Annotated in this window: 14 protein-coding genes; 12 read left to right on the top strand and 2 right to left on the bottom strand. The window is 41.2% G+C overall.

The features are described from left to right. Window positions 1-372: 372 nt before the first annotated feature. The 4 genes from ACM0OP_RS00485 (at window position 373) to ACM0OP_RS00470 (ending at window position 4,622) form a co-directional block, all read left to right on the top strand. Window positions 373-501, top strand: a complete 129-nt coding sequence (locus tag ACM0OP_RS00485) for a hypothetical protein (RefSeq protein WP_414526420.1) — start codon at window positions 373-375, stop codon at window positions 499-501. Window positions 502-1,052: 551 nt separating this feature from the next. Next, a complete protein-coding gene (locus ACM0OP_RS00480) occupies window positions 1,053-1,742 on the top strand; it encodes an acyltransferase (protein ID WP_414526419.1) in 690 nt (229 codons plus the stop codon). A 192-nt stretch (window positions 1,743-1,934) separates the two neighbouring features. Beyond that, window positions 1,935-2,051 carry a photosystem II reaction center protein I gene (locus ACM0OP_RS00475; protein ID WP_280652617.1) on the top strand — a complete coding sequence of 39 codons (117 nt, stop codon included), beginning with the start codon at window positions 1,935-1,937 and terminating at the stop codon, window positions 2,049-2,051. 162 nt (window positions 2,052-2,213) lie between these two features. Continuing rightward, window positions 2,214-4,622, top strand: coding sequence for a DUF3769 domain-containing protein (locus ACM0OP_RS00470; protein WP_414526504.1), 2,409 nt, complete (start codon window positions 2,214-2,216; stop codon window positions 4,620-4,622). On the opposite strand, the gene ACM0OP_RS00465 is transcribed toward ACM0OP_RS00470, so the two are convergent. Both ACM0OP_RS00465 and ACM0OP_RS00460 read right to left on the bottom strand, forming a co-directional pair. Further along, entirely contained in the window at window positions 4,585-6,105 is a 1,521-nt protein-coding gene (locus ACM0OP_RS00465) for a hybrid sensor histidine kinase/response regulator (RefSeq protein WP_414526418.1), read from the bottom strand. The two genes, ACM0OP_RS00470 and ACM0OP_RS00465, sit on opposite strands and share 38 nt — an antisense overlap. Further along, the gene (locus tag ACM0OP_RS00460; RefSeq protein ID WP_414526417.1) at window positions 6,077-8,008 is read right to left on the bottom strand and encodes a PAS domain-containing sensor histidine kinase; all 1,932 of its coding nucleotides are present in this window, start codon (window positions 8,006-8,008) and stop codon (window positions 6,077-6,079) included. The genes ACM0OP_RS00465 and ACM0OP_RS00460 overlap by 29 nt, the downstream gene beginning before the upstream one ends. Before the next feature lie 361 nt (window positions 8,009-8,369). Here ACM0OP_RS00460 and nrdJ point away from each other — a divergent pair, with 361 nt between their 5' ends. The 8 genes from nrdJ (at window position 8,370) to ACM0OP_RS00420 (ending at window position 21,042) form a co-directional block, all read left to right on the top strand. Beyond that, window positions 8,370-11,765 (top strand): ribonucleoside-triphosphate reductase, adenosylcobalamin-dependent, encoded by a 3,396-nt coding sequence (gene nrdJ / locus ACM0OP_RS00455; RefSeq protein WP_414526416.1) that lies wholly within the window; start codon window positions 8,370-8,372, stop codon window positions 11,763-11,765. A 135-nt stretch (window positions 11,766-11,900) separates the two neighbouring features. After that, window positions 11,901-12,119, top strand: a complete 219-nt coding sequence (locus tag ACM0OP_RS00450; protein ID WP_414526415.1) for a hypothetical protein — start codon at window positions 11,901-11,903, stop codon at window positions 12,117-12,119. Window positions 12,120-13,024: 905 nt separating this feature from the next. Then, window positions 13,025-13,282: an RNA recognition motif domain-containing protein gene (locus ACM0OP_RS00445; RefSeq protein WP_414526414.1), complete on the top strand. Its 258-nt coding sequence runs from the start codon at window positions 13,025-13,027 to the stop codon at window positions 13,280-13,282. Between the two features lie 345 nt (window positions 13,283-13,627). Continuing rightward, window positions 13,628-14,677, top strand: a complete 1,050-nt coding sequence (gene fbp / locus ACM0OP_RS00440; RefSeq protein WP_414526413.1) for a class 1 fructose-bisphosphatase — start codon at window positions 13,628-13,630, stop codon at window positions 14,675-14,677. Between the two features lie 359 nt (window positions 14,678-15,036). After that, window positions 15,037-16,209, top strand: a complete 1,173-nt coding sequence (gene tal, locus ACM0OP_RS00435) for a transaldolase (RefSeq protein ID WP_414526412.1) — start codon at window positions 15,037-15,039, stop codon at window positions 16,207-16,209. Between the two features lie 86 nt (window positions 16,210-16,295). After that, a complete protein-coding gene (zwf, locus tag ACM0OP_RS00430; RefSeq protein WP_414526411.1) occupies window positions 16,296-17,825 on the top strand; it encodes a glucose-6-phosphate dehydrogenase in 1,530 nt (509 codons plus the stop codon). 158 nt (window positions 17,826-17,983) lie between these two features. Beyond that, on the top strand, window positions 17,984-19,345 hold the full coding sequence (opcA, locus tag ACM0OP_RS00425) for a glucose-6-phosphate dehydrogenase assembly protein OpcA (RefSeq protein ID WP_414526410.1): 1,362 nt from the start codon (window positions 17,984-17,986) through the stop codon (window positions 19,343-19,345). A gap of 290 nt (window positions 19,346-19,635) precedes the next feature. Beyond that, window positions 19,636-21,042 (top strand): cobyrinate a,c-diamide synthase, encoded by a 1,407-nt coding sequence (locus ACM0OP_RS00420; RefSeq protein ID WP_414526409.1) that lies wholly within the window; start codon window positions 19,636-19,638, stop codon window positions 21,040-21,042. Window positions 21,043-21,057: the final 15 nt, after the last annotated feature.

The raw sequence follows: 21,057 nt of genomic DNA, 5'->3' as shown, positions 1-21,057 counted from the left end.
GGACTACGGTTTGATTATTGAAAAAATCTAGGTGTTGTAGGGTGTGTTAGACGGAACGTCGTAACGCACGAAAGGCTTTCAGGATGGTGCGTTACGCTTCGCTTTAGCGGAGCCATGCCCCTTGGGCTATACAGCACCCTACGTGTTTTTCAGAAATCAAATATGATTCCTATATATATTGCTAATTATTATCCAATTAATTATGTAGGTTTATTCTGAACTTAATAGAGATACATCAATAATAGGAAAAACTTATTCAATAAAAGTGCTTCGCTTTTAAAGAAATGTGTTAAGCTTAAAAAACTATCACGAAAAATAATTAACATAATTACAGTTGTTATTTAGCTTGCCTATAAATCATTGATGTGTAACATGATGAGCGCCGCGTCTTTTAAAAATTTGTTGCGAGAAAGTCGTCATTGCAATCGTGGCAGTGCTTATTTATTTGCACCGATGGTTAATTTGAATGTGATGGCTGAAGTTGGTGAAACTCCACCCTGAGTTTGATTTTTTGGAATAAGAATTTTCATAGAATATCAATCTGGCTTATGTTTGATAAATTGGTAAAACGAGAGGATATTTTCAAGTAAGCCAGTGAAAATAGTAAGAATTTGTTTGCATTGAAAAAGCTCCTTTAATTTGCTGATTGATAGTAAGTCATTGTTAGGCGGACTAGATTTTTATAGTACCTTCATTTCTTAAATTTTATCCTGAACAGAATGAGGGATAAACCCGCCGAAAAATGCCGAAAATTTGGATTAGGTTTGATGCAAAATTTACCTATTTAATTTTAGTGGTTCTATTCCTAATTGGGTAAATGTGATGGAATCGTTGTGTATGAAAATCAGTGAATTGGTAATTTTAAAATACCAGTATATAGCCTTTCCCACTCTGATGAAGTACACACCAATTTATTCCCCGTTCCCTGTTCCCTAAAACTAAAAAACTTTGTACCTCACGAGCATGGGAACTGCTATATGTGCTACTGCCAATATTTCCCAAATATTGTTCTTCAGTTTTGAAGATTTTGAACAACAAAGAGATTTTGCATTATGAATAACAAGCGATATAACTCAAAATTGCAGCGATTACAAGAATTATTAATTACTACTTTACTAGGAGAAATTCCCACACTTGCCCTGGGGCCAAAATTACGAAGTCTAGGATACCGTCAGATTTTTGCGAGGATGGGTAAACCTATTTATATTCAAAATGGGGTGGAATTTCTGGGAACTTCTGGAATTGAGCTTGGTGATGGGGTGTTTATTTTTAAGGGTGTGCGAATGGATGCCCAAGGACACCAAAATAATAAAATTTGTTTGGGTAATGGTGTAGCTTTGGAGCGTTATGTTGATATTGGGTGTTTAGATGACACTTCTATATTTATTGATGATGAAACTTTTATCGCTCCTGATGTTTGTATTGCTGGCCCTGGAAATATCAAAATTGGTAAGCATTGTATGATCGCATCCCATACGGGAATATATGCCAATAACCACAAATTTGCAGACCTAACAAAGCCGATAAAATTTCAAGGGGTAACTCGTCAGGGAATTGTGATTGAAGATGACTGTTGGCTAGGTCATGGAGTAACGGTTTTGGATGGGGTGACTATCGGTAAGGGTAGTGTGATTGGTGCGGGATCAGTGGTAAATAAAGATATTCCTCCCTATTCTGTGGCTGTCGGTTCCCCTGTCCGAGTGATTAGAAGTCGAGTCAGCAAAGATTTGGTAGCATCATAGTCTTGGTGACTTTTAGGGGAAACTTCTGTTGTTAGTTAACGTCTCTGGAGTAAGAGCGAAAAACAGCTAAGGTGTATTAAGCAAAGTCATCTCAAAAAGGGACGAGATTTCGGTAATATAAGGTAGCTATATTTTATGTATGGCCGATAGTAAAAGAGACAGTTTTTTCTCACACCCTTTGGAGATATTTGTATGGTGACTTTAAAAATCGCTGTTTATATTGTTGTTGCGTTCTTTGTGGCTATTTTTGTGTTCGGATTCTTGTCGAACGATCCAGCCCGTAACCCCGGACGGCGAGATTCAGAGTAGGATTCTGATCAATTATGCACAACTGCCGGAAGACGGACAACATTAAACCTCCTTCCTGAGCAGTCTGTTATGTTTAGGCAAACAGCGAAAGTCGGAAGGTAAAAGGTGTTATTCATCCTTCCGGCTACTACTTGGCTATTTGTTAGCTTGATTTGCCCAGATATGCTTCATTCCATTCCGCCAGCATTACAACCAATTGTTGAACCGATACCATCAGAAAACTCTGTTTCTTCTGTTAGTGATAGTCAATTTCCGGCAATTTTCAGGAGTGAAACTAATACCGAAAGGGATCAACAAAAGTTCTTGGTGGTATCACAAATTCCTCAAGTGGAAAAAAATCAAGCTGTTTTCAGTTTGTCAATTCCGCCTGATAGTAGTGGGGAAATTTTCCCGCCAGAATTTTCGCCTTTGAGGGGTTCTCAGAGTGCTGCGAGTTTGGGGAGTCCCCAGAGTGTGGGTGATTCTAGCAGTGGAAATCAGGTGCAAGTCCTAGCGGAGAAAGAAACTCCACAGGGGGCGGTTAGTAATGTTTCCATAGAACAATTTCCGGATAGTATCAATATTTCGGTGGCGGAAGATGATGTCTGGAGTTCTCAACCGGTAGAAAATACTTTAGAGTTTAAGTCACGTGAATCTAGTCAGGAAAATACTGGCCCTGCAACTATAGAATTTAAGTCACGCCTCCCAGCAGTTGAAGAGTCCACATCTACGCCGCCTGTACGACAAAGAACTGTAGAGGTGATCTCAGATCGGCAGGAGTATGATGCAGAACGGCAGATTATTACCGCAGAAGGTAATGTTGTGGTGCGCTTTGATGGGGCTGTGGTAGATGCCGATCGCTTGCAGGTGAATTTAGATAATTTGATCGCTGTGGGGTCTGGGAATGTGGCCTTAACACGAGGCGATCAAGTGTTGCGAGGGGAACGGTTTAGCTATAATTTCATCCAAGATAATGGGGAAATAGAAAACGGCAGTGGGGAAATTTTTGTCCCCTCAGCCCAAAGAGATTTGGCTTTTTCGGCTAGTGATGTGATACCTAGTCAAATTCAGAGTCCTTTAAGCGATCGCGTCAGAAGAAATCAACCTCTGACTGGAATCAGTAGTCCTGGGGGTGTTGATTTTACTTTAGGTGGTACACCAACAAGTAACGTACCTACGCCTGAAAATGGCGGTCAAGTCAGGCGACTGCGATTTGAAGCAGAACGGATTGAATTTTATCCGCGAGGCTGGCAAGCTGAGGATGTGCGGATTACTAATGATCCCTTTTCACCTCCAGAGTTAGAGTTACGTGCTTCTCAAGTTACTGCTACCCAGGAATCTCCTTTAGTTGAAACCATTACTACGCGGGGACAGCGTTTAGTATTTGACCAAAAACTTTCTATTCCCATTCCGGTAGATAGACAGACTATAGACCGTTTTGAACGGGATGCTTCACCATTTTTTGTTTCTCCGGGTTTTGATGGCGATCGCCGTGGTGGGTTGTTTCTAGAAAGAGGCTTCACCCCCGTAGATAATGAACAGACAAATTGGCGAATTACGCCACAATTCTTTGTGCAGAAAGCCTTACAAGAAGGTACAGGTGATTTAGCAAGTTTATTTGGAGTTACAACCCGTGTAAATGCGGTTTTAAATCCACGGACAACAGTTGAAGGGGCTGGGGAATTAACTAGTTTTGATTTAAGTCAGGTTGAGGAAAATTTGCGGGGAAGTTTGCGAATGCGCCACGCTTTAGGCGATGTCAATCCCCACATTTTAAATTTGGAATATAGTTACCGCGATCGCCTATACAATGGTACTCTCGGTTTTCAAACTGTCCAAAGTAGTCTTGGCGGTTTAATTAGCTCTCCTGTGATTCCTTTAGGTAATACTGGTATTAACCTTAACTATCAAGCAGGCGTACAATATATTAACGCCAACACTGACCGCCTAGACTTACTAGAACCAGACCGCACAAATAATCGGATATCTCTGGGACGCTTCCAAGGTACTGCCAGCCTGAGTCGGGGCTTTTTACTTTGGCAGGGTGAACCATTACCACCTACCGCCACTGAGGGATTAAAGTACACACCAAATCCTGTTGTCCCTTACGTGCAAACCGTGGCTAGTCTCACAGGTACAAGTAGTTATTATACTAATAATGAAAATCAAAGTACCCTGACCGGTTCAATCGGCTTAATCGGACAATTTGGTAATTTTTCCCGTCCATACCTGGATTACACTGCTTTTAATGTCACTTATTCTCAGGGTTTCAATAGTGGCTTATCACCGTTTTTGTTTGATCGTTCCGTTGATAACAAAGTGTTAGGTGCGGGAATCTCACAGCAGATTTACGGGCCATTGCGTTTGGGTTTTCAAACAGCAATTAACTTAGACACTGGTAAAGAAACTAGCACAGATTATATTTTAGAATATAGCCGCCGCACCTATGGACTAACTTTGCGTTATAACCCAGTATTAGAATTAGGCGGTTTTAGCATCCGGATTAGTGACTTTAACTGGAGTGGTGGTACAAATCCCTTTTCTGGTGAACAAGTTACGCCTGTGGTGGATGGTGTCCGACAGAATAATTAAGGGGAAACATGACTGTAAATGTTGTACCCACACCAACTTCACTACTGAAACTAATTTCACCCTGGAGAGTTTCCACACATCTTTTAACAATCACTAATCCTAGTCCTGTACCCTGGATGGAATGCACATTCGAGGCTCGATAGAATGATTCAAATAATCGCCGTTGATCTACTTCGGGAATCCCAATTCCTTGGTCTTGAATCTCTAATTTGACTATATTTTCTGTGACATCACAGGTTAAATTTACTTGAATATTTTGATTAGGAGGAGAATACTTAACTGCATTAGAAAGTAAATTCAGAAATATATAATGTAACAGTTTTTCATCTATTAAAGCATCTGTGAATTGACTTTTACAGGTAAATATAATTTCATTTCTATCATGGCTAATTAAAGAAAATTCTTCAATAAATTCTCTAAATAGTTTGTCTAAATTGACTAGATGGGGATCACATTCTAGTTTGCCCACATCTGACTTACCCATAAACAATACATCTTCCATTAATTGTTTCATGGATTCCACAGCACCTTTAATTCTCTGGAGGTAGGTACTTTTTTTGGCTGGTGTGATGGTATCTCCTTGGATTTCTAGGAGTTCGACTGCGGTTTGAATTACAGTTAGGGGATTCCGAAAATCATGAGAAACTGTAGAGATAAATAGAGATTTAAGATTGTTGAGTTCTCGCTCTTGATTTAAGGCTCTCTCCAAAAATTCTGTTTGACGACGTTGACTAAGATCCCAAAAAACCACAACGACACCATCTATTGTGTCAGAGCGTCGCATAATGGGGGAAGCACTATCCCCAATCGGAACTTTTTGACCATTTTTAGTAATTAAAGATGTAAATTCTCCTAAATAAATAACTTTTTGTTCTCTCAGGACTTTGACTACTGGGTTTTCTAGTTCAGTTTCTGTAATTTCATCGACAATGTTAAAAACTATGGATATATCTTTTCCTTGAGCATCTGCTTGTTGCCAACCAGTGATTAATTCAGCCGCAGGATTCATAAATGTAACTTCGGCTTGCTCATTGGTTGCAATGACAGCATCACTCATGGAGTTTAACAGGGTGGCTAATTTGTCCCGACTTTCGCGCAGATCCTGTTCTAGTTGGTGTTTTAATAAACCGATTTCTACAGCTATTTTTAAATCTTTAGCAGTGAATGGTTTAACTACATATCCAAAGGGTTGAGTGAGTTTTGCACGTTGTAAAGTCTGATCGTCACCGTAAGCAGTCAGGAAAATTACGGGAATATCTAACTGGTCCCGAATTGAAGCTGCTGCTGCAATTCCATCCATATTACCTTTGAGGATAATATCCATTAATACTAGTTGTGGCTTAGTCTCTAATGCTTTAGCGATCGCCACTTCCCCGGAAGAAGCCTTACCCGTAACCATATATCCTAACTGAGTAAGTTGATTAGCAATGGTTCTGGCTACAATCACTTCATCTTCAACAACTAAAATTCTCACTTGATCCATTGTGCTGCAAGGTTAGACAGGGAAACTGGATTTTAAACACTGTGCCATGATGACGTTCTACAGTAATGCTACCTTCTAGTTGTTCTATCACTAAGTCATAAACCAATGAAAGACCCAAAGAATCAGCACTACTCCAATCTAGGTTATCTGGTAAACCAACGCCATTATCTTGAATTATCATTTCAACGTCGTTACCGATACCACGTAAATCAATAGTAATTTTACCTGTTTTTTGACCAGGAAAGGCGTGTTTAAAGCAATTGGATAATAATTCGTTGATGATTAGCCCACAGCCTATGGCTTGATCAACATTTAAGTTAACTGGATCTATGTGAGTTTCTAGGTAAATTTTACTTGGTTCTATTTGATAAGAAATCAGGATACTGGTGACGAGATTTTCCACATAGTCGGGAACATCCAGTATACCTATATTGGGGGCTAGATATAAGTTTTTATGAATCAGCGAAATGGAGTCAATGCGATTTTGGCTGTCTTGGAAAACCCGGCTAATTTCTGGATCTTTGATTGTTTGAGACTGGAGTTGTAAGAGGCTGGATACAATTTGTAAGTTATTTTTAACTCGATGGTGAACTTCTTTTAATAAAACTTCTTTTTCTACTAATGCAGCTTTTAAGTTAATTTCCGCTTTTTGTCTTTCTGCTAACTCGTTTTGGGCTTTGTGAAATATGCTAGATTGTTGAATGGCGATCGCAATCTGCACTGTAAGTTGATCCAGCAAGTCTAATTGATTTTCTTCCCAATCACGGCTAGTAGAACATTGGTGCGCCACCAATAAACCCCACAAAGATGAGCCAGTATTTTCCTCATCTATTTTTAGCAAAATCGGCACGACTAAATTAGCTTGGACTTCAAATTGTTCTAATAAGTGAAGATGACAATCAGTTAATCCAGCTTGATAAATATTGGCGATCGCCCGTTTTCGTCCTTGGTAATAAGCTACGGCTCCTCCTGTTTGAAAACAAGTATCTTTAATTGTCACTCCTAAAGCCACTGTCCATCCTTCTCCCACAGATTCCGCAACAATTTTGCCACTCATATCAGCAGCAAACTGATAAACTACAACCCGATCAACTTTGAGTAAATTCCGTACTTCTTCAACTGTAGTATTGAGAATATCTTGTAAATTTAAAGATTGGCGAATCCGCTCAGACACAGTTCGCATTAATTGTTCTCGTTCCGCTTGAGCCTTAAAAGCTAGTTCAGTTTCCTTCCGGGAAGTGATGTCTGAGAATACAGCTAATATTGCCGATTCTCCCTGAAAAGTTAAATATTGAAATGATGCGATCGCCCAGAAATAACTACCATCTTTTCGCTGAAGTAGTAATTCGTAATTTTGCAGTAATTCATCTTGATTCAGGGCAGATAAAATTGCTTGTTTTTGAGAAGTATGATCATAGTATAAATCAGAAATTGGGCAATTAATTAAATCCTTTAATCCACAATTAACTATTTTTAGTAATTCTGAATTGGCATATAAAATGATGCCGTCTTCTAACCGTAAAATAATTAATGGTACAGGAATTACCTCGTAAATTGAGCGGAATTTTATTTCACTTTCCTGAAGAGTGTCTTCTAGTTTTTTATCTTCTGCAATATCTTTAATATGAACTAACTTAGCATGATATTCTTCATATTTAATTTCGTATTCAATTGTCTCTACAGAAATAAATTCACCATTCTTTTTGCGATGCTTATATTGCCCAGACATATCTAAATCAGATATTTTTGCTTGAATTTCCTCTATGTGCATTTGCAAAAATTCTTCTCTAGAGTATCCGTACTGCATAATAGCAGTTTGATTAACATCTAAAAATTTGCCAGTTTTTTGGTCATATAGCCATATACTGTGAGGATGATTGGCGAAAATTAAACTAAAATTCATACAACCCTCTGTAATAATTTATTCCTGCTTGAAAAAATTTTTTAAATACGATATTTATCGCACAACATGGGATAAATTACCATCCAATAATGCACGAAATTTTACTATGTCAATATAAATACAATTAAGTATAAGTGAAACTTTCGTCACCTAAATTCTCTAGAACGGAAATGGTTTCAAAAGTAATTATAGTCACTAAGTATATAGCTAAAACCAGAGCAGGAAGACATTATACATGAAATATTTTAGTTGTGATTCCCATACCAGGAGTGGTAGCGCAAAGTGGAAATTTTGGCAATCTTTAATCCTAAATCTAGTTAGCGTATAGTCATAATCTGTTCGCAAGCAACAAAACTTGATTATGGTTCGAGAGTTAGAAAAAAAACGTCAGAGTGCAAGGTTTCCAGAAACCGCCCCAGCTGCAAATCCTGTATTTTTTAGAACCTATAGCCGCCGGACAAAGGCAGGGTTAAGGGAAACATGGGATGAGGTATGCGATCGCACTATTCAAGGCATCATTGAGTTAGGGAAGCTCACCCCTGCTGAAATTGCCATCCTAGAGAATATGCAACGTAACCTTAAAGCCTTACCCAGTGGCCGCTGGTTATGGGTAGGTGGTACAGACTGGGTGAGCAAACCCAAAAACTTTTCCGGAGCTTATAATTGCACCTCCACCAACCTGCAAGACTGGAGCGCCTTCGGGTTGATGATGGATTTAGCCATGATGGGCTGTGGTACGGGAGCCGTTATAGAACCGCAATATATTAATCAATTACCTCCCATCCGCAATTACTTAAATGTGACGGTAAATGGAGATATTGGTAGCACATCTCCAGAATTACGTCGTGAATACACTGAAACCCAAATAGAAGGTAACAACGTTATCATCCATGTGGGAGATAGCCGTGAAGGTTGGGTAGAATCCTATAAAAGCTTATTGGAACTTTCCACAGATGAACGATTTACCGCAGAAGTGGAAGTAGTCGTTGATCTGAGCGATGTTCGTCAGTCGGGAGAAACTCTCAAGGGCTTTGGAGGGGTGGCTAATCCTATTAAGTTGCCTGGACTCTATCAGCGTTGTGTATCCATCCTCAATAAAGCCAGAGGACGACAATTAAATTCAGTAGAATGCTGTTTATTAATCGATCAAGCTGCTGTAACAATTGTTGCAGGAAACATACGGAGAAGCGCGGGGATTCGTCAGTTTATTTCTGACGATGAACAAGGAGGTACTGCCAAAGATAACCTCTGGCAACAGGATGAAAATGGCAACTGGCGCATTGATCCTGAGCGTGACGCTTTACGGATGGCCAACCATAGCCGTGTATTTCACCATAAGCCCACATTAGAAGAATGTGTAGAAGCTGTACGTAAACAATACTACAGTGGCGAAGGTGCGATTCAATGGGCAGGTGAAGCAGTTGCTCGATCCAACTGTGATTTGCTAAATACACCAGAACTGAAAACAGATTTTCTGCAAGCATATCACCAAGGAAAAGCCAAAGAATGGATGCAAGAACGTTACCCAAATATGGATGCTCAAGAATTAACACATCGTTTGGGTAGATACGGCTTAAACCCCTGTCATGCAGGTGATACCTTAGTATCTACTAATCAGGGATTAGTACCCATTAAAGATTTAGTTGGTAAACCATTTCAAGCTTTAGTTGACTTGCGTTCTGTAGGATTAGATGGAGTCAAATTAACTGATGCGATCGCTTTTCCCACAGGAGTACAAACAACTTATGTAATTACTTTAGCAAATGGCCAGCAAATGAGATGCACGGCTGATCATCAACATTTTACCAATCACGGATGGGTAACAACTAAAGACTTAACATCTGACCATCATATCTATATCCAAAAAGGAGCAGGATACTTTGGTGAGGGTACTATCACGGTTGAACAAGCACAAATGCTTGGTTGGTTATACGGTGATGGCTCAATTTACAAGGGTTCTAAAGGATTAGACGCTGTATTCTACATCAATACAAATGAATACGAAACTGCTTTTCCTCTTTTGAACTCCGCCGTGGAATCTTTGACAGGTTATAGTCACAAGCCAAGTCTGGTGAAAGGTGTTTATACATTTCATAGTGGCTCATTTTTAATGGATTCATTTCTCAAGAAACTAGGTGTACAGTCAAAAGACTGTTTACCAGATCAATTTTTCTCTCAATCAAGAGAGGTAATCATTGGTTTCCTACAGGGATTGTTTTCCGCAGACGGTTGCGTGAATGTCAAAGGTAGAAATATTGAACTGCGTAATCGTTCACGGCAATTACTAAGTCAAATTCAGATTATTCTACTTAACTTAGGCATTAAAAGTAGTCTCCTAATCAAACAAAAGCCAGGAAGTATAGGAGTTCCATACACATTAAAAGATGGAACTAAAAAAATCAGTCAAAATCGGGGTAGCTGGAGACTAATAATTTATTCAGGAAATGAAGCCAGAAAATTCTGGGAATTTATTGGTTTTCCTCTCACACCTGATAAGCAAGGACGTTTAACAACACTGGCTACCAAGCCATCATCAAGGAAATATAGTGAAGCTATTATTAGCCGTAGGTTCAGTTCAAAAGTTCAAAGCATAGAAGAATTTGGCGAAGAACCTGTTTATGATCTTCATGTTCCCCTGACTCATTCCTTCATTGCTAACGGTTGCATTACTCACAACTGCGGAGAAATTATTGGTAGCAATTTTCACTGTAATTTGGCGGAGATACACTTAAATCAAATTGACCCAAAGAACTATAAAGAACAAGAGGAAGCTTTCACGGCTGGGGCGTTATCTGTAGCCGCACTTTTAAATCACAAATTCCTAGAACCTCGCTATCAATATAGTCGAGAACTTGACCCGATTGTGGGGGTTTCTTTCACAGGTTTATTTGATTTCTTTGTTCATGCTTTTGGTGTTGACTGGTTACGGTGGTGGTCAGAAGGAAGACCGGAAACTCCCCAAGGATTAGTCTTTAAGCAGGAGGAAAAGAAATATTTAACCTTCTGGAAAGATACCGTGCATCGAGTTGTGTGGGAATATTGCGATCGCCATCAAATAAAACGACCTAATCGCTGTACTACAGTCCAACCCAGTGGCACTAAATCCTTGCTCACAGGTGCTAGTTCTGGCTGGCATCCCCCCAAAGCCCAAAGATTTATTCGCCGGATCACTTTCGGTAAAAATGACCCCGTAGCCTTAGCCTGCATTGACTATGGTTACAGTGTAATCCCCTCCCAATCTGACAAAGATGAACAGGGTAACTTGCTCAATGATCCCTTTGACCCTCGCGTGAGCGAATGGCTAGTAGAAATCCCCGTAGCTGTATCTTGGGCTGATGTCCCAGGAGCAGATCAAATTGATGTTTCTCAGTTTTCTGTACTAGCGCAATTTGATTTTGTCCTGCAAGTTCAGCGCTGGTATGTGACTCACAACACATCAGCAACCTTAGAATTGCGCTCTGAAGAAGTTGAAGGACTGGGACAGAAAATTTACGAAACCATCCAAAATGATGAGGGTTATATTTCAGCCGCACTTTTAGCCCGGTTTGACGACTTGCAATCATTCCCCCGGCTACCATTTGAACCCATAGACAAACTCACCTATGAGCGTTTAAGTCAAGAAGTGAAAGAGCGACGTAACACAGATGATTTCTGTGCAGTTCTCAGCCGCTATGATTCCGGAGAGTTAACAGAAGCTGGCCCCAGTGGCTGTGACTCTGACAAGTGTATGTTTCCCGACCAGGGGCCAATGTCTTAAAGACTAAAAAACAGGGGAGAGGTAGAAGTCAACTTGGCTCAAATCTTCTTCCCCTATCTCTATGAGAAAACAAATGCATCCTCGTCAGCAAGTTTCCAAGTTAGGATAAATTCAAATAACAAGAGGCTCTCAAATATGTTCATTGATGAATTATCACCAATATTTCAACAATTGACCAAGCACCCAGTTTCATTTATGGGGGGATTCTTTTCAGGTGTGCTGCGACTAAACCTTAACGATGATCCCGTAAAAAGCTGGCTAGATAAACAAATCAACTCCACTGGTTATATTACCCCCAGTAATCACTCCCATAACGGCAAAGCTAACGGGCCTCAGCAAATTTCCATTGATTAAGTTTCAGAGAACAGTTTTAATAGTTCATTAAGCCTTGATGGGGTAAACTGCATATAGTTAATGTCTCCGGTGAACCACCGAGGTAAATGTAGCTATCCCCCCAGGCTTTACTGGGAATTGATATATTGCCCTGGCTTAAAAATACTTTTGCAGTCAAGTGAATTGAGTGACTAAAATAAAAAATGTATACCAGAAAACATATAAAAACCTTTAATTTCATTTTATGAAAGATTGTCAAATCTCATACTTTTAAAAATGTCACAATCAGTTATAAAGAATATACCAAAAACCTTTGAGAGACAGCAAATTAGTTGCCTATCAGGTATTCGAAAAACAAGGATTTAGCTTGCTGATCACAGGGTAAACTAGATGCACCCTCAAGGGAGCTTTGATTTATCCAAGTCGCACCCTCGTGACTTCCATTAATGAGTTAAACATGACCCTATTCAGTTAAAATTAGCATATAGCGAAAATCAAGCTCAACTGAACCACGAAAACTCAAGATAAAGGTTCTACTAGGTAATAGATACTTTGGTATCGTTCCTCTAATTGGTAAAATCTTTAAGGTATAGAAGTTAAACATACTTAACTTTTTAGGTACTTGTTTAAGGTCTCCGTTGGTGAGATGGAGACTGCAAAAATGCCTCTGGAGAACTGGTCAGACCTGAAGAAATTCTGGCAGAGATCATTGCAGCAAGAATCCCATGATTTTTAGTCATGGGAGGTTCAAGTTAAAATTACTGCAACAGGAGGGGTAATCAACCTGTATAAAAACCCAATGTCGCCTAGTGGCTCTACAGTTCAGCCCTTGGTGTCTTGAGGTGAAGAAGACAGCCAGCATCACATCGCTGTGTTATTTCTTCATCTGAACTAATCGCTTTTTGTTGAAAATTACGTGACCCATAATGACTATTTACGTTGGAAACCTCTCTTACCAAGCTACTGAAGATGACTTACGCTCTGTATTTGCAGATTACGGCGAAGTCAAAAGAGTAGTATTGCCTACTGACCGCGAAACAGGGCGGATGCGTGGCTTTGCATTTGTGGAAATGAATGAAGATGCCCAAGAAGATGCTGCTATCAGTGAGTTAGATGGTGCTGAATGGATGGGTCGTCAACTGAGAGTCAATAAAGCCAAACCAAGGGAGGATAACCGACGCTAAGATAGTCGGGCGGGGATTTGGACTGAAAACAACATTATTCATCAAGTTTGTTTCTGCTCATCCAGATTATTTTCTAGTTCCTAAATTAGGTTTTTAGGTTTCAAGTTACTAGAAAACAGCAAAATAGACCCGGCTAGTTGTGAACAAGCAGTAATTTTTCCAGCTAGTCGGGTATTTTTATGATAATTAATGGTTTTTCTTTGTTATCTGCTATACATCTGCAAAATTTCAATTCTTTAGTTTATCTAAAATCATATTTAAGTTATCAAAATACCTTTCTAAGATAGAGACAGCAACTAAAAATTGCCACTGATAAACCTGACCCACCAGCTAGGGAGTAACAAAATGACTCAAGCGCCAGAATCTTTAGATTTGTCTATGAATGATGACACAAATAAAAGCTTAGATCGTGATTGTACAACGTTATCACGTCACGTACTCCAACAATTTAAAAATTTTTCCCCAGATGCACAAGATTTGAGTGCGCTGATGAATCGGATCGCTCTAGCTGGTAAACTAGTTGCTCGTCGCCTCAGCCGGGCTGGTTTAATGGAAGGTGTTCTGGGATTTTCTGGAGATGTGAATGTCCAAGGCGAATCCGTCAAAAAGATGGATGTCTATGCCAATGATGTATTCATCTCAGTATTTAAGCAAAGTGGCTTAGTCTGTCGCCTCGCATCTGAGGAAATGGAAGAACCCTACTACATCCCAGAAAACTGCCCCGTTGGTCGCTATACCTTATTGTATGACCCAATTGATGGCTCATCAAACACCGATACTAATTTGGGTTTGGGTTCTATTTTCTCTATTCGTCAACAACAAGGCGATGATCTTGATCATAAAGCCACTGACCTTTTGACTAACGGACGTAAGCAAATCGCCGCCGGATACATACTGTATGGCCCTAGCACAATGCTGGTTTATACTATGGGAAATGGCGTTCATTCCTTTACTCTTGATCCCAGCTTAGGGGAATTTATCCTTTCGGAAGAAAATATCAAAATTCCTAACCACGGTTCTGTTTACAGCGTTAATGAAGGGAATTTTTGGCAGTGGGAAGAATCTATGCGGGAATATATCCGCTATGTCCATCGGACTGAAGGTTATACGGCTCGTTATAGTGGCGCGATGGTGAGTGATATCCATCGAATTTTAGTGCAAGGCGGCGTATTTCTCTATCCCGGCACAATTCAAAACCCAGAAGGTAAATTGCGCTTGCTTTATGAATCTGCTCCCTTGGCGATGTTAATTCAAGAAGCCGGTGGTCGTGCTACTACAGGATTAGTAGATATCTTGGATGTAGTACCTAAGAAACTGCATCAACGCACACCTTTAATTATTGGTAGTAAGGAAGATGTTGCGAAGGTGGAGTCTTTTATTCAAAACGGACACTAACCGCAGGGCAAAATTCGTAATTCGTAATTCGTAATTCGTAATAGAGCCTCCGGCACGCTACGCGAACGTGATTCCGACACCATAAGCGTTTCATTGACTTGTAATGTCTCGTTTATTTACACAGTGCTGTATGAGATAGGTTGAAACTCTGCCAGTAATAAGAAGTTATTTTGGCTGTGTGATTGAATAATATCTAGGATTTGGGATGCAGAATAGCTCTGGTGATGAATTAAAAATTACCTCAGTTGGTTGATGTCATAAGTGATGGTCAACGTCACAATTCAAAGTAAGCATAAAGATGTCATCTGTTTTGCGTTTTTTCACTTAGAAACATCATTAACAGGAGTGCAATTAGAGCTATGGCAACTAATCATTTACTAGAAATTAAACAACATGGCCAAAGCATCTGGATGGATAACTTGAATCGTGAAGTTATTAAATCAGGTGAACTGAAAGACTTGGTAGAAAATCAGGGTATATCTGGGATTACCTCTAATCCAACCATCTTTGAAAAGGCGATATCTGGCGATAAGACGCAAAGCGTCAACGCCAATAATGCGATGTATGATGCCGATATCGCAACTGGTATTCGTGCTGAATTACCCACATATAAAATTTACGAATCCCTCATTTTTGCAGATATTCGCAATGCTTGTGATCTTCTGCGCCCGGTATATGAAGCCTCTAATAGACTGGATGGTTATGTGAGTATAGAAGTACCACCAACCATTGCCCATGATACTGAAGCATCAATAGCCGAAGCCCGACGCTATTTTCACGAAATTGGGCGGGAAAATGTGATGGTGAAAATTCCTGGTACAGTTGCTGGTTTACCAGCAGTAGAACAGGCAATATCAGAAGGTATCAATATTAATACAACGCTGCTGTTTTCCGTCGATAGTTATATCAACACGGCAGAGGCTTATATGCGTGGCTTAGAAACAAGGGCAGAAAGAGGTGAAGACATTAGCAAAATTGCTGCTGTGGCTAGCTTCTTTCTCAGTCGGATTGATAGTAATGTTGATGGCAAAATTGAGGATAAATTGAAGCGTGGTATTGATGATATCTCCCATGAAGCAAAACTGCGAGCTGTCAAGGGGAAGGTGGCGATCGCCAACGCCAAAATTGCATACCAGGAATACAAAAAAATCATTCACAGCGAAAGATGGCAAGCCTTAGCCGCTAAAGGAGCGCAAGTACAACGGTTACTCTGGGCAAGTACCAGTACCAAAGACCCAACATACAGCGATGTGATGTATGTTGACGAATTGATTGGCCCCGATACCGTTAACACCTTACCACCCGCAACAATTGCCGCCTGTGCTGACCATTGCCATGTAGCCAATCGTCTAGAAACAGGAGTTGCAGAAGCTTACCACCTCATGGAAAGCCTGAAAGAACCAGACATTAACATTGATCTTAACGTTGTTATGGAGGAACTATTAGTGGAAGGGATTGACAAATTCATCCAACCCTACCAGTCCTTGATGAACTCTTTAGAGAACAAAGTTAAGTTATTGTCGCCAGTGTAGACCCTAAAAGTTTACCCTGAGCGTAGCCGAAGGGTACAACTCTCTGTCTGATTTACACACCACTCAACACCCCACTGAAAACTTCTATGGTTAGTTTGCTAGAAAATCCCTTGCGCGTTGGACTGCAACAACAAGGGATGCCCGAACCCCAAATTATAGTCATCTTTGGCGCTTCTGGCGACCTTACCTGGCGTAAATTAGTGCCAGCATTGTACAAATTGCGTCGTGAAGGACGCATTCCCGCAGAAACGACAATTGTTGGCGTAGCACGTCGTGAGTGGAGCCACGACTACTTCCGTGAGCAAATGGAAAAGGGGATGAAAGAAGCTCATGCTAGCGTCCCTTTAGGGGAACTTTGGCAAGACTTTTCTCAAGGTTTGTTCTACTGTCCTGGGGACATAGACAACCCGGAAAGCTACCAAAAGCTGAAAACCCTGTTAAGCGAATTAGACGAAAAACGGAACACACGGGGAAACCGGATGTTCTACCTTTCGGTGGCTCCTAACTTCTTCCCGGAAGCTATCAAGCAACTAGGGGGAGGCGGAATGCTAGACGACCCCGACAAACATCGTCTGGTAATTGAAAAACCCTTTGGCCGAGACTTAGCATCAGCTCAAAGCCTTAACAAAGTGGTGCAAAAATATTGCCAAGAAAATCAAGTCTACCGGATTGACCACTACTTAGGTAAAGAAACCGTTCAGAATTTGCTAGTGTTCCGCTTCGCCAATGCCATATTTGAGCCGTTGTGGAATCGTCAATTTGTTGACCATGTACAAATTACTGTAGCAGAAACCGTAGGGGTAGAAGACCGGGCTGGTTACTATGAAAAAGCCGGCGCACTCAGGGATATGTTGCAAAATCACCTCATGCAACTGTACTGTCTGACGGCAATGGAAGCACCCAACTCGATGGATGCTGATAGTATTCGTACAGAAAAAGTTAAAGTTTTACAAGCTACTCGTTTAGCTGATGTTCCCAACCTGTCACGTTCAGCAGTGCGCGGTCAATATAGTGGTGGCTGGATGAAGGGCAAACAAGTGCCTGGCTATCACGACGAACCGGGAGTTGACCCCAATTCCGGGACACCAACCTATGTAGCCATGAAGTTTATGGTTGACAACTGGCGCTGGCAGGGTGTTCCTTTCTACCTCCGGACAGGTAAGCGGATGCCGAAAAAAGTTAGTGAAATTTCCATTCATTTCCGCGATGTTCCTTCTCGGATGTTTCAATCTGCTTCTCAACAGCGAAATGCCAACATTTTAGCAATGCGGATTCAGCCGAATGAAGGAATTTCTTTGCGTTTTGATGTGAAAATGCCAGGGGCAGAGTTCCGCACTCGTTCTGTGGATATGGACTTTAGTTATGGTTCCTTTGGTATTCAAGCAACTTCTGATGCCTATGACCGCCTATTTCTTGATTGTATGATGGGCGACCAAACTTTGTTTACACGGGCGGATGAGGTGGAAGCTGCTTGGCAGGTAGTAACTCCAGCGCTTTCTGTTTGGGATGCGCCATCAGATCCTGCTACTATTCCTCGCTATGAAGCGGGTACTTGGGAACCAGCAGAGGCGGAATTGTTGATGAACCAAGATGGTCGTAACTGGCGCAGACTATAGAAATTAGTCATTAGTTGTTATTCATGAATAATAGACTTTTGGCGAAACTCTGGAAGGGTAATAATTATCCGTCAATAAACGTTGATGATTATTTATGCAAGGGGTCTAATGATTAATGACTAATGACTAGATTACCAATGAATAATGACTAAAATACTATGATTTCCCAAGCTCCTACAATTTTTTCACTTCAGGCTCCCAAGGATATTTCGGTTAGTGAAATAGAAACCGAATTGAATCAAATCTGGCAAGGTTACGGTATTACGGGTGAGGATGGTGGACTTCCTGCTGCTACTAGGGCGACAACATTTACTTTGGTGGTTTACGAACCAGAAGAAACTCAGTATCTGTTGGCTGCTTTGGGGTTTTATGAAGGTCCGATTGATGGCATTTTAGGGCCACAAATGGTGGCAGCTTTACGGCAAGTACAGGTTAAACACGGATTACCGGAAACTGGCACAGCTACACCTGAAACCCTGGCTGTATTGAGGGAAGAGTTCGCTAAACGTCAGGGAAATGGGGCAACTGGAGAAAGTGTTAGTTATAATTTCAATCCCACTAGTCCCACAATTGCGGATGAAATTGCTTTGCGGAATCCTTGCCGGATTATTGCTTTGTTTCCTATTTCTGGGGAAGATGAGGGGGTAAAGGCTCAAGTTTCTGCTTACTGCCCAATTCAAAAGCAATCTTCAAGTACGCTGATTTGCTGTGAATATATTACTTTGAGTGGAACTGCTGCTGCTTTGGAACGGGTGGGAGGTATGATTCCGGCTTTATTAATTGGTGGTTTGCCGAAGTTTCTTTGGTGGAAGGCGACACCAGATCCTCAAAATCATTTGTTCAAGCGCCTGGCGGGAATCTGCAATAATGTGATTGTTGATTCTTGCGACTTTAATGAGCCAGAAACTGATTTACTGAGTCTGCAAGAGTTGGTCAAGTGTAATATTCCTTTGGCTGATTTGAACTGGCGACGTTTGTCTGCATGGCAAGAGTTGACGGCTCAAGCTTATGACTCTCCTAATCGTCGCGCTGCACTCAAAGAAATTGACCGGGTGACGATTGACTATGAAAAGGGTAATCCCGCCCAAGCTTTGCTGTTTTTAGGTTGGCTGGCTAGTCGATTGGAATGGTCGCCAGTTGCTTATAAAAAGGAGACGGGTGATTATGAAATCACTCAAATTCGCTTTGTTTCCCAGGACCAAAGACAAGTGGAAGCTGAGTTAGCTGGTGTTCCAGTGGCTGATGTGGGTGAAATTCTGGGTGATGTAATTGCTTTGCGCTTGAGTTCAACGAATCTGGAAGCAGATTGTGGAACGGTAATTTGTTCGGAAACTGGCGGTTGTATGCGAATGGAAACCCACGGTGGCGCACAAGCAGCTGGTTTGTTTCAACAGGTGGGTTCACTTTCGGAACAAAAGGCTGAGGCTTTGCTGAGTCAGCAGGTACAGCGTTGGGGTCGGGAGTCACTGTTTGAGGAAAGTTTGGCGGTGATTGCTAAGACTCTGAAGTTAGGTAGTTAATTCGTAATTCGTAATGCGTAATTTAACAGGACTTACGCAAAATTAAGAAGAAACAAACCACAAAGGACACTAAGGACACTAAGTTAAGAGGGTTTCAGAGAGTTCTTGCGTAAGTCCTATTTAAGAGGGATAAGCTTGTATTATCATTTTTGATTTGGTTGTTTTTTCTCAGTGGCGAGTCCTAAGTTTTTACGGATTACGGTTGAGATGATTACGGTCTTGACTTTTCAAGGGGTAATGGGGAATGGGATAATTAGAGTGATTAATTACCTGGACAACAACCCCAGTCTATGGCTTTAGTGATTGCTGGAGAACGTAGTGGGGTGGGCAAAACAACGGTTACGCTCACCCTTTTAGCATCTTTATGTCGTCGTGGTTCGGCGGTACAATCTTTTAAGGTGGGGCCGGATTATATTGACCCGATGTTTCACAGCTATGTGACTGGTCGTGCTTGTCGCAATTTAGATGCGGTGCTGACTTCTGAGGCTTATGTTCAAAGATGTTTCGCTGCTCATAGCCAAGGGTGTGAATATTCCCTGGTGGAAGGGGTGATGGGGTTATTTGATGGGGTGAAGGGAGTTGTAAGTCAGGAAGATTGTTTAATTAATACTGATTTTGCTAGTACAGCACACGTGGCTAGGTTGTTAGATTTACCTGTGCTGTTGGTGATTGATTGCAGTCGTTTGTCTGGTTCTGTGGCGGCGATCGCCCACGGTTATTGCTCTTTTGATTCTAGAATTAATATTGCTGGGGTGGTCTTAAATCGGGTGGGTAGCGATCGCCATTTATCCCTACTCCAAGATTCTCTACAAGCATTACAATTACCCATTCTCGGCGTATTACGTCGCCAGGATAACATCACCATACCTGATCGTCACTTGGGTTTAGTCCCCACCGGAGAAATTCCCGAATTGGATGGTGTAATTAATCGTTTAGCTGATTTAGGGGATACCTGCTTTGACTGGTCAAAATTATTCCCCCTGTTAAAATCCCCCCACTCCCCACTCCCCACTCCCCACTCCCCACTCCCTACTCCCCACTCCCCCATAAAAATTGCTGTTGCACGCGATCGCGCCTTTAATTTTTACTATCAAGATAATCTCGACTTACTGCAAAACTTAGGTGCAGAATTAGTCTTTTGGAGTCCCTTAGCAGATGGGGAACTACCAGAGAATGTACAAGGAATGTATTTTGGTGGTGGGTTCCCAGAAGTCTTTGCATCGGCACTTGCAGCCAACAGGAATACCCTGCAAACAGTAAAAACGGCAATTTTAGCAGGAATGCCCACAATAGCTGAATGTGGCGGCTTAATGTATCTATGTGAGCAAATTGTGGACTTTGAAGGTCAATCTTGGCCAATGGCGGGAGTATTACCCACATCTGCGGTCATGGGTGGACGTTTAACTTTAGGCTATCGTCGCGCTGTCACTTTACAAGATAATTTTTTAGTATCAGCAGGTACGAACATTTACGGACATGAATTTCATCGCTCTTCTTTAAGTGTAAGTCCTCACCAACCCTTATTTGAAACCTATCGCTATGATTGTGCAGAAAATATGGGAACTGAAGGATGGGCTTTCCCCCAAAATATTTACGCTTCTTATATTCATACACACTGGGGAGAAAGTATAGAGATTCCCAAGCAGTTTATCAAGCAATGTCTCAGGTTTGTGGGAGGTGTGGGGAGTAGGGAGTAGGGAGTGTGGGAAGTG

The sequence above is a fragment of the Nodularia chucula CCY0103 genome, from assembly GCF_963923915.1.
Taxonomy (GTDB): domain Bacteria; phylum Cyanobacteriota; class Cyanobacteriia; order Cyanobacteriales; family Nostocaceae; genus Nodularia; species Nodularia chucula.
The sequence above is the reverse complement of the archived record's forward strand: the minus strand, read 5'-3'. Positions and strand labels throughout refer to the sequence as shown.